Here is a 12,678-nt window from a genome sequence, read left to right as displayed (position 1 = left end):
GAATCGCGCTAGGCTGGCAAGGTGTCGAATCCGATGGATCCCGTTCCGCATGCCCCGCTCACGCCCTGCATCGGTATCTGCCGTCTCGATGCGCAGGGCTATTGCGTGGGCTGCCTGCGCAGCGGCGACGAAATCGCAGGCTGGCGCGGCATGAGCGACGCCGAACGCCGCCGCTACATGGACGAGGTGCTGCCGGGTCGCGGCTGGTCGCCGTCGCCGGCGCAGCGTCTGGCCGAACGCGCGCATCTGCTGCGCGCGCTGCACCCATTGCAGCAGCCGCCAGCGGGGCCGGGCTGGAACCACCACGAATTGCAGGACCTGCTGCCGGATGGCGCGCCGGTGGAAGCGGCGGTGCTGGCCGGCCTGGTGCCGCGCGCCGATGGCACCCATGTGCTGTTGACCCGGCGCACCGACAGCCTGCGTCACCACGGCGGCCAGGTCAGTTTCCCCGGCGGCCGCATCGAGGCGAGCGACGCCGATGCGGTGGCCGCGGCGCTGCGCGAGAGCGAGGAAGAGATCGCGCTGGCGGCGACGCAGGCCGAGCCGTTGGGTTACCTGGATCCGTTCGTCACCATCAGCGGCTTCCGGGTGATGCCGGTGGTCGCGGCGATCGATCCGCGCTTCGTGCCGCAGCCGCATCCGGGCGAGGTGGCGGAGGTGTTCGAGGTGCCGCTGGCCTACCTGATGGCGCCGGACAACCTGCGCAGCATCGAGACCGATTACCGCGGACGCCCGCGGGTCGTGCTGGAGTACGGCTGGCCCGGCCAGCGGATCTGGGGCGCGACCGCGGCGATCCTGCTCAACCTGCGCCGCCGATTGGAGCAAACCGCATGACCGCAACGTCCCCCGCATGGCACACCCTGGTCGAGGCGCCGACGCTGGCGGCGGCGCTGGACGATCCCGATCTGCGCCTGGTCGACGCGCGCTTCGCGCCAGCCGCGCTGCTCGATCCGAGCGCCGCCGCGGCGGCACGTGCGGCGTACGCGCAGTCGCACCTGCCCGGCGCGGTCTACGCCGATCTCAACGCCGATCTGTCCGATCTCGGCCGTCCCGGCCTGGGCCGGCACCCGCTGCCGGACGCCGCGGCCTTCGCGCGCACCCTGGGGCGATGGGGTATCGGCCCGCAGCACCAGGTGGTGGTGTACGACGCCGGCGACGGCAGCATGGCTGCCGCCCGCTTGTGGTGGATGTTGGGACTGCTCGGCCATCGCCGTGTCGCCGTGCTCGACGGCGGCCTGGCCGAATGGCGCCGGCTGGGCCTGCCGGAAACCGACGCGGTCACCGCGCCGTCGCCGCTGCCGCCGTATCCGCAGGCCTTCGATGCGGCACGCATCGTCTCCGCCGAGGAGGTCGCCGCACGCTTGCACGAGGCGCCGGGCTGGTTGTTCGATGCGCGCCCCGGCGAACGCTTTCGCGGCGAGGTGGAGCCGATCGACCCGCTGCCCGGGCACGTGCCGGGCGCGCTCAACCGGCCGCTGGCGCAGAACCTGCGCGATGGTCGCCTGCGCCCGGCGCAGGAGCTGCGCGCGGAGTTGCAGCCGCTGCTGCAGGGCCGCGATCCGCGCGAGGTGGTGCTGATGTGCGGCTCGGGCGTCACCGCCTGCCATCTGCTGCTGGCGCTGGAGCATGCCGGCCTGCACGGTGCACGCGTCTATGCCGGCTCCTGGAGCGGCTGGATCGCCGATCCGGCGCGGCCGCGCGCCATCGGCTAGGGCCGGCGTCGGCGCAAACGGAACGCATGCACGATGACACGCGACCGGGGCGGCACCATGCGTTGGCGTGAGGTCTGCGGGCTGGCGATGCTGTTGGGCCTGGCCGCCTGCGGCGACCGACGCGCGGCGGCCGATGGCGCCGATGCCTCGCCGCGCGCGCAATCGGCCACGCACTATCGCGAATCTGTGCAGCGAGGCCGCGCGCAGCGCCTGGCGACGCTGCGTGCACCGTCGGGCTGGTTGAGTTTCACCGGCTCTGGCCGCCTGCACAGCGGCCTGCACCGGGTCGGCAGCGCACCCGACAACGACGTGCAGTTGCCGGCCGGTCCGGCGCATCTGGGCGTGCTGCAGGTGGATCTGCAGGACGGCGTGCATTTCCAGCCCGCGGCGGACGCGACGGTGCAGGTGAACGGCCAGCCGTTCGCTGGTGGCCGCCTGGAAACCGACGCGGCGCACGACACCCAGACCCGCTTGATGCTGGGTGCGCAGGAGTTCTACGTGGTGCGCACCGGCAACCTGTTCGGCTGGCGCTTCCGCGATCCGCAAGCGCCGGCGCGCGAACGCTTCCCCGGCATCGACTACTTCCCGATCGATCCGCGGTGGCGGGTGGTGGCCGACTGGCATCCGGTGCCGGCGCCGCAGGCGATGGTGCTGCTCACCTCGATCGGGACGCCGCAGCCGCTGGCGTTGGTCGGCAGCGCAGAATTCGTTCTGCAGGGGCGGCGCTACCGCCTGCAGGTGCTGCGCGACGGCGCCAGCCAGCGCCTGTTCCTGCCGTTCTCCGATCGCACCAGCGGCCGCGAGAGCTATGGCGGCGCTCGTTATCTGTTCGTGCCGACGCCGCAGGGCGACCGCATCGTGCTGGACTTCAATCTGGCGCAGAACCCGCCATGCGCGTTCACCTCGCACGTGGTGTGTCCGCTGGCGCCGGTCGGCAATCGCCTAGACGTGGCGGTGACCGCCGGCGAGAAGAACTACGTCGGCGCGCGCTGAGCGCGCAGGAATCTTTCAGCCGCGACGGGGCCGTTCCCGGTGAAATCCGTCGCTGCTGAAGTCGCTTCTACAGATGCTTTCGGTCGCGAGGAGAGGTGCCCTTCAGGCGCGACCAGGCAGTCGCGCTGACGCCCGGTCGCGGCTGAAGCCGCTCCTACGGGAGCGTGCGAATGCGACGCTGTCCGGTACTGCATCGCGGCCCGAATCGACCGTTCCAATTCACCGCTCCAAGGCGGTCACGGCGACGGCGCATACGGCGCCAGCGCCACCGCCTCCAGCACCTGCGGCCACGGGAAGCGGGGTCCCGGATCGAGCTTGCGCTGTACCTGCCGCGTCGGATCGTCGCTGGCCGGTTCCAGGCTGCGGTCCAGTGCCTCGTGTCCGGCGATGTGGCGCAGGTGCGGCAGTTCCGTACGCAACTGCTGCAACAGCCGGATCAGCGCCTGGATCTGCGCCGGAGCGTAGTCCTCGGTCATCGCCTGGTGGCGCGAATCCAGCCACAGCGGATAGCGCCCGCGGTTGACCAGTTCGATGCCCAGCGATTCCTGGTTGTAGCCGCGCACGTGGTGCGCGATCCGCTGCAGCGGCACGTAGCGGTGCACGCTGCCGTCGCGATCGATGTAGAAATGGCCGCTGTTGCCGGTGCCCGATGGATACAGCACGCGTTCGCCGTACAGGCGCGCGCTGGCCAGGTCCGGCAGTTCGGTGCAGTGGATCACCGCCAGCGTGATGCTCTCTGGCGCACGCTCCTCCAGCAGTCCGACGTAGGGCAGGGGCGCATCGTGGATCGGCAACGGCGAGGTGGGCGGCATGCGCGGATGCTAGCATTCGCCGATGACCCTGAATTCCGAAAGCCCGCTGGCGACCCTGCTGGCCACACTGCCGCGCGCCGGACGCGTGGAATGGATCGGCCTGCGCCCGGCGCGCGACGTGCCGATGCACGAAGTCGACGCCGCTGCGGCGCAGACCGAGGGCGGCCTGCACGGCGACCGCTACGCCGGCCGCAACGGCAAGCGCGGCGTGACCCTGATCCAGGCCGAACACCTGCCGGCGATCGCCGCGCTGGCCGGCCATGCGGCAGTGGCGCCGGCCACCCTGCGACGCAACGTGGTGGTCTCCGGCATTCCGCTGATCGCCCTGAAGGGGCGCCGTTTCCGGATCGGCGAGGTCGAGCTGGAAGGCATCGCGCCATGCGATCCGTGTTCGCGCATGGAGCAGGCGCTGGGGCCGGGCGGCTATAACGCCATGCGCGGCCACGGCGGGCTGTGCGCGCGTATCGTGCACGGCGGCACGCTGCGGCTGGGCGATGCGGTGGTGGCGCTGTGAGCCGCGGCCACTGCATCCTCTCGCACGGCTTCGAGAGCGGGCCGGACGCGATCAAGGTGACCGCATTGGCCGAGGTGGCCGAACGCCTGGGCTGGAGCCATTCGCGCCCGGACTACACCGACCTGGACGCGCGCCGCGACATCAGCCCGCTCGGCGACGTGCCGACGCGGCTGCAGCGCCTGCTGGAACTGGCGCAGGCCGCGGCGCAGCGCGGACCGGTCGTTCTGGCCGGGTCCAGTCTCGGCGCCTACATCGCCGCGCAGGTGTCGCTGCACGTGCCGGTGCGCGGCCTGTTCCTGATGGTGCCGCCGACGCGGATGGGCCACATGCCGGCGCTGGATGCGGCAGCGGTGCCGATCTCGGTGGTGCACGCCTGGCGCGACGAACTGATTCCCGCCGGCGAGGTGATCGCCTGGGCGCAGGCGCGCGCCGCGCGGCTGCTGCTGGTCGACGACACGCACCGCCTGGGCGAGCACGTGGCGACCTCGGCGCAGGCCTTCGCCGAACTGCTGGAGCGCCTGTGAGCGCATCCGATGCGCTGCTGCTGCGCGCCGAGCGGCCGGCCGACGCGGCGGCGATCGAGGCGCTGACCCTGGTCGCTTTCTTCCGCGTCGCAGACAGCCGCCACGACGAGCAGGCCATCATCGAACGGCTGCGCGCGGACGGCGCGCTGACCCTGTCGCTGGTGATCGAGCACGACGGTTACGTCGTCGGCCACGTCGCGGTGTCGCCGGTGAGCCTGTCCGACGGCAGCCGCGGCTGGTACGGTCTGGGGCCGCTGTCGGTGGGACCAGGCCACCAACGCCAGGGCCTGGGCACGCGGCTGGTGCGCGAGGCGCTGGCGCAGTTGCAGGCGCTGGGCGCGGCCGGCTGCGTGGTGCTGGGCGACCCGGCGTACTACGCACGTTTCGGTTTCAGCCCGGAACCCGGGCTGACCCTGCCGGGTGCGCCGCTGGATGCCTTCCAGGCGCTGGCCTTCGGCGAGCGCCTGCCGCCGATGGCCGAGGTGGCCTACCACCCGGCATTTCTGTCCGCTGCCTGAGCCAGCGCGGCGCGCCGTGGCCCTTCGGGCGCGCGGTGCGCTAGCATCGTCCCGCGTCCCACCCATCGAGGAACTCCGCCGATGCGCCATTGATGCCGCCGTCTTCGCGACGGCCTTCGTCCTTCCTGCCGATCTCTCGGCGGGCACGACCGGCATCCATGGAGGTTCCCATGACGCATCCGCTGCTTGCGCTGGACAGCGCGACCCATGTTCTGCCCGACGGCAGGATCCTATTTTCCGATCTGCACTTCGCGCTCGATGCGCGGCGCACCGGCCTGGTCGGCCGCAACGGCGTCGGCAAGAGCGTGTTCGCGCGCCTGCTCGCCGGCGAACTGACCCCCAGCGCCGGACGCTGCGTGCGCCACGGCCGCCTGCATTACGTGCCGCAGCAGATTGCGCCGGCGCCGCACGCCACCGTCGCCGACCTGGCCGGCGTGGGCGCTGCGTTGCGGGCGCTGGCACGGATCGAGGCCGGCAGCGCCGACGTGGCGGATTTCGACGCGCTCGGCGAGCGTTGGGACATCGCCCAGCGCCTGCAGGCGCAGCTGCACGCGCACGACCTGGGCGCGCTGGAGCCGCAACGCTTGGCCAGCACGCTCAGCGGCGGCGAGACGATGCGGGTGGCGCTGATCGGCGCCTGGCTGGCCGATGCCGATGCGCTGATCCTGGACGAGCCGACGCTGCACCTGGACGCGGCGCAGCGCCAGCGCCTGCGCGAGGCGCTGCAGCGCTGGCCGGGCGGCCTGCTGGTGATCAGCCACGATGCGTTGCTGCTGCAGGACATGCAGCGCACGCTGGAACTGTCGCCTGGCGGGCTGCGCGACTACGGCGGCGACTACGCGTTCTACCTGCAGTGCCGGGCGCGCGAGCGCGACGCCGCGCAGGCCGAACTGGCGCAGCACAAGCTGCAGCACGCGCGCGACAGCGTCGCCTGGCAGGCGCAGCACGATCGACAGCAGCGCCGCAGCGCACGTGGCCGGCAGCAGGCCGGCACGGCCAACCAGGCGCCGATCCTGCTCGGCCGGCAGAAGCAGCGCAGCCAGGACAGCGCCGGCAAGCGCGTGCGCGACCACCAGGCCACGCAGGCGCGCAGCCTGGCGCGGATCGCCGAGGCCGCGCGTCAGGTGCAGCCCGATGCGCCGGTGGCGCTGTTCGCGCCGCCGCCGGCCGATGCGGCCAGCCGCCGCCTGGTCGAGCTGCAGGCGCTGCGACTGCCGTTCGCGCCGGCGACACGGCAGCCGCTGGACCTGGTGGTGCAGGGCAGGGCACGGATCGGCGTGGTGGGAGCGAACGGCAGCGGCAAGTCGACCCTGCTGCGCGCGCTGGCCGGGCAGGTGGCGGCGCTGTCCGGCAGTTGCCGGGTGCGCGCCGCCAGCGCCTATCTGGACCAGTCGTTGATGCTGCTGGACCCGGCCGCCACCGCGCTGGCACAGGTGCAGGCCGCGGCACCCGGCATCGCGCTCGCCGAGCTGCGCACGCGGCTGGCCCTGCTCGGCCTGGACGCGCAGCGCATCGGTGTGGCCTGCGGCCAGCTCAGCGGCGGCGAACGGCTGAAGACCGCGCTGGCGTGCGCCTTCTACCGCACGCCGCCGGCCGAGTTGTTGTTGCTGGACGAGCCGGACAACCACCTGGACCGCGAGGCTCGCGACGCGCTGCGCGCCGTGCTGTTGCAGTATCCCGGCGCGCTGCTGGTGGTGTCGCACGATGCGGACTTCCTGGACACGCTGCGCCTGCAACAGCGCCTGCAGGCCGATTCCGAGGCGTGGCGGCTGACGCCGTGGTGAGTGGATGCGGCGGCGTCGCCGCGCTGGCGGCGTACTCGTGTCGTCCGGCGGCCTGGCGGTTGTGCGGCGTGCGGGAACGGGGGTGGACGGCCAATGCGCCCGCGCGTCGTGGCTCCCTGCAGCGCTGCTGCCTGCACCGTGGGGCGATGGTGGCGAGGTTGCGCCTCGCCAGGCGCTCCGTCGGTGCTCGCTCAGGCATCGGTGGCACGGCTCACTGCCTCCCATGCGGCGATATCCGCCTTCAGGCGGTCGAGCTTGTCGCGCACCAGGGCCAGCGCGTCGCTGCCCAGCAGCAGGTGCGCGGGCGGCGCAGGCGCGTCGATCAGCGCCAGCATGGCCTGCGCGGCCTTGGCCGGGTCGCCGAGCTGGCGGCCGCTCTTGGCCTGGCGGGCGTCGCGGATCGGATCGAACAGCGCATCGTAGTCGGCGATGCTGCGCGGCGTCCTGACCATCGAGCGGCCCGCCCAGTCGGTGCGGAACGACCCCGGCGCCACCGCCGTCACGTGGATGCCCAGCGCGGCGACCTCCTGTCCCAATGCCTCGGAAATGCCCTCCAGCGCGAACTTGCTGCCGCAGTAGTAGGCGATGCCGGGCATGGTGATGAAGCCCCCCATCGAGGTGATGTTGACGATGTGCCCGCGGCGCCGCTGGCGCATGGAGGGCAGCACCGCCTGCATCATCGCCACGGCGCCGACCACGTTGACCTCGAGTTGGCGACGCAGGGCGTCCAGCGGCGATTCCTCCAGGATTCCCTCGTGGCCGTAGCCGGCATTGTTGACCAGCACGTCCAGTGGCCCGACCGTGGCTTCGATCTCGGTGACGATGCCGGGAATGGCGTCGACGTCGGTGACGTCCAGCACACGGGCGAGCGCCGCCGCGCCCAGCGCCTCGACCTCCTGCCGCGCCTGCGCGCTGCGCACGGTGCCGACGACGCGATGTCCGGCCGCCAGCGCCGCCTGGGCCAGCGCGCGGCCGAAGCCGCTGCTGGCACCGGTGATGAGCAAGGTTTTCTGCGGCGCCATGGCACGCTCCTGAGGGGATGAGCGGCGAATGATGCGATGATCGACGCGCCGGTCCGATGCCGCGATCTCTGCAATCCTTGCCTGTTTCTATGACTGCCGTCGCCAGTACCGTGGAATTGCTGCGTGCCCTGGCGCCGCAGGAGGGCTACAACCTGACCGCATTGCCGGATGTGCGGGTGCTGCGTTCGGACCGGCCGTTGACCGACACGCCGGTGCTGTACGACCCGGGCATCGTCATCGTCTGCCAGGGCGCCAAGCGCGGCCATTTCGGCGAGTCGGTGTTCGTCTACGACGAGCAGCACTATCTGTCCGTCGCCGTCCCGGTGCCCTTCACCATGCAGTCCGACGGCAGCGCGGAGCGGCCGTTGCTGGCGCTGTACCTGCATCTGGACTTCCCGCTTGCGGCGGAGCTGCTGGTCGAGCTCGACCAGGTCGGTCCGGTGCCGGAGGCGCAGGCGCCGGCGAGCATGATGTCCAGTCCGATGGACGACACCTTGCGGCAGATCGTGCTGCGCCTGCTGCAGGTGCTGAGCCGTCCGCTGGACGCGGCGATCCTCGGCCGCGCCCTCGTGCGCGAGCTGTACTTCCGCGTGCTGACGGGCCCGCAAGGCCACGGGCTGCGCGCGGCGCTGGCGCGACAGGGCCACTTCGGCCGCATCGGTCGCGCCCTGCGACGCATCCACCGTGACCACGCCCAACGGCTCGACGTCGCGCAGCTGGCGCGCGAGGCCGGGATGAGCACGCCCTCGTTCCATGCGCATTTCAAGGCGGTGACCCAGGTCGCGCCGATGCAGTATCTGAAATCGATCCGCCTGCACCAGGCACGCCTGCTGATGGCGCGCGAGGGCATGACCGCCGCGGCCGCCGGCCACGCGGTGGGCTATGAGAGCGCATCGCAGTTCACCCGCGAGTTCAAACGTCTGTTCGGCCGGCCGCCGATGGCGGAGGCACGGCGCCTGCGCGCCGATTTCGCGGTACCGCCGGCCATGCCCGGCGCCGGATTCGTGGCCTCGCATTGAGCGATGCGGCGCGCGCCAAGGCTGCAGTGTCCGTGGCGCCGCCGGCACACCTGCCACGGCGCGGGTCGGTCGCCGCGCGAGCGGCAACGGGCGACGTCGCTGTCCCTGGCGCGCGAGGCCAGTGACGGTCGCGGCGCGCACGACGCCAGGGCGTTGCGCGGCAGGCAGGGGCGCACAGGCCCTGTGGTATTCTGCGCGCCGTTGCGGTGCGGCGCGTTCGCGTGCTCACCCCCGATCCGCGGCCGCGGCAACGCCGGATCCGGCGCTGCGATGCGCCACGCGCGCGGTGTCCGCCGTGCCTCCCTCCCGTCTGTCCTGGTCCGCCTTCCGTGAAATTCTTCGTCTCCTGTGCCAAGGGCCTGGAATACCTGCTCGTCGATGAACTGCTCGCGCTCGGCGCGGCGCAGGCCACCGCCACCGTCGCCGGGGTCAATGCCGAAGGCACCCTGCAGGACGCGCAGCGCGCGGTGCTGTGGTCGCGCCTGGCCAGCCGCGTGCTGTGGCCGCTGCAGTCCTTCGATTGCCCCGACGAGGCGGCGTTGTACGCCGGCGTCGCCGCGCTGCCGTGGCGCAACCATCTGGCGCCGCAGCACACCCTGGCGGTGGACGCGCATGTGTCCGGCACCGGCATCACCCACGCGCGCTTCGCGGCGCAGCGGGTCAAGGATGCGGTGGTGGACACGCTGCGCGGCGAGGGCCTGGAGCGGCCGTCGGTGGACGTGGAGCACCCGGACCTGCGCCTGAACCTGTCGCTGCGCAAGGGCCGCGCCACGCTGTCGGTGGACCTGGGCGGCGGCTCGCTGCATCGGCGCGGCTGGCGCCAGGCGCAGAACGAGGCGCCGCTGAAGGAGAACCTGGCCGCGGCGGTGCTGCTGCGCGGGCAGTGGCCGGCGCTGTATGCACAAGGCGGTGGCCTGCTGGATCCGATGTGCGGCAGCGGTACGCTGCTGATCGAAGGCGCGCTGATGGCCGCCGATGTCGCACCGGGCCTGCTGCGTGGCGAACTGGCGGCGCAGCAGCGCGGCGACGCCGATGCGGACGCCGCGCCGAGCCGCTGGCTGGGGTTCGATGTGGCGGCCTGGCGCGGGTTGTTGGCCGAGGCGCGGCAGCGAGCCCAGGTGGGTCGTGCCGCGTTGCGGCCGGTGCTGTACGGCAGCGACATCGATCCGCATGCGCTGCGCGCGGCGCGCGAGAACGCGCTGGCGGCCGGCGTGGTCGAGGCGATCGCCTTTGCCGTGCACGATGTCGTCGCGTTGCCTGCGCCGGCGCAGGCACTGGGTACGGTGGTGTGCAACCCGCCCTACGACGAGCGCCTGGCCGCCGACGCGGCGCTGTACCGGCGCCTGGGCGATGCGCTCAAGCGCGCGGTGCCGCAGTGGCGCGCCAGCCTGCTGTGCGGCAGCGACGAACTGGCCTATGCCACCGGCCTGCGCGCGGCCAAGAAGTACCAGATGTTCAACGGCGCGCTGGAATGCCCGCTGATCGTCTGCGACCCGATCGCGATCGCGCCGCGGGCCGGTGCCAGCGAAGAACCGCGTGCGCTCAGCGATGGCGCGCAGATGGTCGCCAACCGCCTGCGCAAGAACCTGCGCAAGTTCAAGACCTGGCGCGCGCGCGAGCGGATCAGTTGCTACCGCGCCTACGATGCCGACCTGCCCGAGTACGCGGCGGCGATCGACGTGTACCAGGAGGACGGCGGCCAGGCGCGCACTTTCCTGCACGTGCAGGAGTACGCGGCGCCGGACAGCATTCCCGATGTGGACGTGCGCCGCCGCCGTAACGAACTGCTGGCGGCCGTGCGCGAGGTGTTCGCGGTGCCGGCCGAACAGGTGGCGCTGAAGACCCGCGAGCGCGGCAAGGGCGGCAGCAAGTACGGCCGCTTCGAACAGCGCGGCGAGTTCCTGGTGGTGCGCGAGCACGACGCGCTGCTGCGGGTGAACCTGTTCGACTACCTGGATACCGGACTGTTCCTCGACCACCGTCCGCTGCGCGGGGTGGTGGCGCAGCAGGCGCGCGGCAAGCGCTTCCTCAACTTGTTCTGCTACACCGGCGTGGCCAGCGTGCAAGCGGCGGTAGCCGGCGCCGATTCCACCACCAGCGTGGATCTGTCCGGCACCTACCTGCAGTGGTGCGCCGACAACCTGGCGTTCAACGGCAAGGGCGGCGCCCAGCACCGGCTGGTGCAGGCCGACGCGCTGAGCTGGCTGGAGGCGGAGAAGAACCGCTACGACGTGATCTTCTGCGATCCGCCGACCTTCTCCAACTCCGCGCGCGCCGAGGATTTCGACATCCAGCGCGAGCATGTGCGGCTGTTGCGCGCGGCGGTGGCGCGGCTGATGCCCGAAGGCGTGCTGTACTTCTCCAACAATTTCCGCCGCTTCAAGCTGGACGAGAACGCGCTGGCCGAGTTCGCGGTGTGCGAGGAGATCAGCGCGCAGACCATCGACGCCGATTTCGAGCGCAACCCGCGCATCCACCGCGCCTGGCGCTTGCAGCGGCGCTGAGGCGCGGCGCCGCGTCTGTTTTTGTGGGGGGGCGGCTTCAGCGCGATGGCGTTACCGGTAACGCCCGTCGCTGAGCGTAGTGCGCTGTTCCTTCTCCATCCGGGAGAAGGTGCCCCAAGGGGCGGATGAGGGTACGGGCGAAGCCTCGTGTCCTCCATCTCTGCGAGTCGCTTCGCGCCGTACCCTCACCCCAACCCCTCTCCCGGGGGGAGAGGGGCTTGTATCAGCTGCCGTGGTGCCGCAGCGTGGCCTGCGCCTTGCCGCGTTGCGGCAGGTCTTCCTCTGCTTCGCGCTCGCTCCAGTAGTGCTGGATCTGCAGGATCTGCGGCAGGATCGCCTCGAACAACTGCACCAGGCGCGGCTCGAACTGGCTGCCTGCCTTTTCGCGGAACAGTTCCATCGCCTGTTCCAGCGGCCACGCGTCCTTGTACGGGCGCGGCGAGGTGAGGGCATCGAACACGTCGGCCAGCGCCACGATGCGTGCCGATTCGGGAATCTGCGTGCCGGAGACGCCGGCCGGGTAGCCGCCGCCGTCCCAGTGTTCGTGGTGGTACAGCGAGACCTCGGCGGCGAGGCGGAACAGCGGCGCGCTGCTGCGGCTGAGGATGTCGTAGCCGATCCGCGGGTGCCGCTTCATCACCTGCCACTCGGCGGCGTCCAGCGGCCCGGGCTTCTTCAGCACCGCATCGGGGATGCCGATCTTGCCGGTGTCGTGCATCGGCGCGGCCTGTTCCAGCAGATCGGCGTCCTCGCGCGACCAGCCGGCGGCCAGCGCCAGCGCACGGGCGTAGGCGGCCATGCGCCAGATGTGGGTGCCGGTGTCCGAGTCGCTGTAGTGGCCGGCCATGCCCAGCATCTCGATCGCGTCGCGGTGGCTGTCGGCCAGAATGGTGGCGCTGACCAGCGACAGGTGGGTGCGCACCCGCGCGCGCAGGATGCTCGGCGAATACGGCTTGGTGATGTAGTCCACGCCACCGGCATCGAACCCGATGCTCTCGTCGGTGGCCTTGTCCTTGCCGGTGACGAAGATGATCGGGATCGCCGCGCTGCGCGCATCTTCCTTGAGGGTGCGGGCGAGGGTGTAGCCGTCGACGTCGGGCAGGTCGACGTCCAGCAGGATCAGCGCCGGGCGGTGCTTGGCCACCCCGCGCAGGGCTTCGGCACCGTTCTTGGCGAACACCAGCGCGTAGTCCTCGCGCAGAAGCTGCCGGATCAGCGCCAGGTTGCTGGGTTCGTCGTCGACACACAGGATGCACGGTTGGGTCATGGTGATCTC

General features: G+C 71.7%; 12 protein-coding genes. 9 read left to right on the top strand and 3 right to left on the bottom strand.

The features are described from left to right. The first annotated feature begins 33 nt into the window (after positions 1 to 33). From FHR66_RS11480 to FHR66_RS11470, 3 genes are all read left to right on the top strand, one after another. Positions 34 to 834 (top strand): NUDIX hydrolase, encoded by an 801-nt coding sequence (locus FHR66_RS11480; protein WP_160965771.1) that lies wholly within the window; start codon positions 34 to 36, stop codon positions 832 to 834. Next, entirely contained in the window at positions 831 to 1,712 is an 882-nt protein-coding gene (locus FHR66_RS11475; RefSeq protein ID WP_160965773.1) for a sulfurtransferase, read from the top strand. Before FHR66_RS11480 ends, FHR66_RS11475 begins: the two co-directional genes overlap by 4 nt. Before the next feature lie 87 nt (positions 1,713 to 1,799). After that, complete coding sequence (locus FHR66_RS11470; RefSeq protein ID WP_184646722.1) at positions 1,800 to 2,705, top strand: DUF1684 domain-containing protein; 906 nt, start codon at positions 1,800 to 1,802, stop codon at positions 2,703 to 2,705. A gap of 236 nt (positions 2,706 to 2,941) precedes the next feature. Here FHR66_RS11470 and FHR66_RS11465 read toward each other — a convergent pair whose 3' ends face one another. Then, entirely contained in the window at positions 2,942 to 3,517 is a 576-nt protein-coding gene (locus FHR66_RS11465; protein ID WP_160965777.1) for an N-acetylmuramoyl-L-alanine amidase, read from the bottom strand. Between the two features lie 22 nt (positions 3,518 to 3,539). On the opposite strand from FHR66_RS11465, the gene FHR66_RS11460 reads away from it, so the two are divergent. The 4 genes from FHR66_RS11460 to FHR66_RS11445 all read left to right on the top strand — a co-directional run bounded on the left by FHR66_RS11460 (position 3,540) and on the right by FHR66_RS11445 (position 6,857). Continuing rightward, positions 3,540 to 4,031 carry an MOSC domain-containing protein gene (locus FHR66_RS11460; protein WP_160965779.1) on the top strand — a complete coding sequence of 164 codons (492 nt, stop codon included), beginning with the start codon at positions 3,540 to 3,542 and terminating at the stop codon, positions 4,029 to 4,031. Continuing rightward, positions 4,028 to 4,555, top strand: a complete 528-nt coding sequence (locus FHR66_RS11455; RefSeq protein WP_160965781.1) for an alpha/beta fold hydrolase — start codon at positions 4,028 to 4,030, stop codon at positions 4,553 to 4,555. Before FHR66_RS11460 ends, FHR66_RS11455 begins: the two co-directional genes overlap by 4 nt. Further along, positions 4,552 to 5,073 (top strand): GNAT family N-acetyltransferase, encoded by a 522-nt coding sequence (locus tag FHR66_RS11450; RefSeq protein WP_160965783.1) that lies wholly within the window; start codon positions 4,552 to 4,554, stop codon positions 5,071 to 5,073. The genes FHR66_RS11455 and FHR66_RS11450 overlap by 4 nt, the downstream gene beginning before the upstream one ends. Positions 5,074 to 5,243: 170 nt before the next feature. Beyond that, positions 5,244 to 6,857: an ABC-F family ATP-binding cassette domain-containing protein gene (locus tag FHR66_RS11445; protein ID WP_160965785.1), complete on the top strand. Its 1,614-nt coding sequence runs from the start codon at positions 5,244 to 5,246 to the stop codon at positions 6,855 to 6,857. A 191-nt stretch (positions 6,858 to 7,048) separates the two neighbouring features. Here FHR66_RS11445 and FHR66_RS11440 read toward each other — a convergent pair whose 3' ends face one another. Beyond that, positions 7,049 to 7,879 (bottom strand): oxidoreductase, encoded by an 831-nt coding sequence (locus tag FHR66_RS11440; RefSeq protein WP_167087798.1) that lies wholly within the window; start codon positions 7,877 to 7,879, stop codon positions 7,049 to 7,051. A gap of 89 nt (positions 7,880 to 7,968) precedes the next feature. Between FHR66_RS11440 and FHR66_RS11435 the strand changes: the two genes are divergently transcribed. Both FHR66_RS11435 and rlmKL read left to right on the top strand, forming a co-directional pair. After that, positions 7,969 to 8,898: an AraC family transcriptional regulator gene (locus FHR66_RS11435; protein WP_202394588.1), complete on the top strand. Its 930-nt coding sequence runs from the start codon at positions 7,969 to 7,971 to the stop codon at positions 8,896 to 8,898. A 329-nt stretch (positions 8,899 to 9,227) separates the two neighbouring features. After that, positions 9,228 to 11,402 carry a bifunctional 23S rRNA (guanine(2069)-N(7))-methyltransferase RlmK/23S rRNA (guanine(2445)-N(2))-methyltransferase RlmL gene (gene rlmKL / locus FHR66_RS11430; RefSeq protein WP_160965791.1) on the top strand — a complete coding sequence of 725 codons (2,175 nt, stop codon included), beginning with the start codon at positions 9,228 to 9,230 and terminating at the stop codon, positions 11,400 to 11,402. 223 nt (positions 11,403 to 11,625) lie between these two features. Here the strand turns inward: rlmKL and FHR66_RS11425 are convergent, their stop codons facing one another. Further along, positions 11,626 to 12,669 carry a response regulator gene (locus FHR66_RS11425; protein WP_160965793.1) on the bottom strand — a complete coding sequence of 348 codons (1,044 nt, stop codon included), beginning with the start codon at positions 12,667 to 12,669 and terminating at the stop codon, positions 11,626 to 11,628. Between the last annotated feature and the right edge of the window lie 9 nt (positions 12,670 to 12,678).

The organism is Xanthomonas sp. F4 (assembly GCF_011761895.1).
The sequence above is the reverse complement of the archived record's forward strand: the minus strand, read 5'-3'. Positions and strand labels throughout refer to the sequence as shown.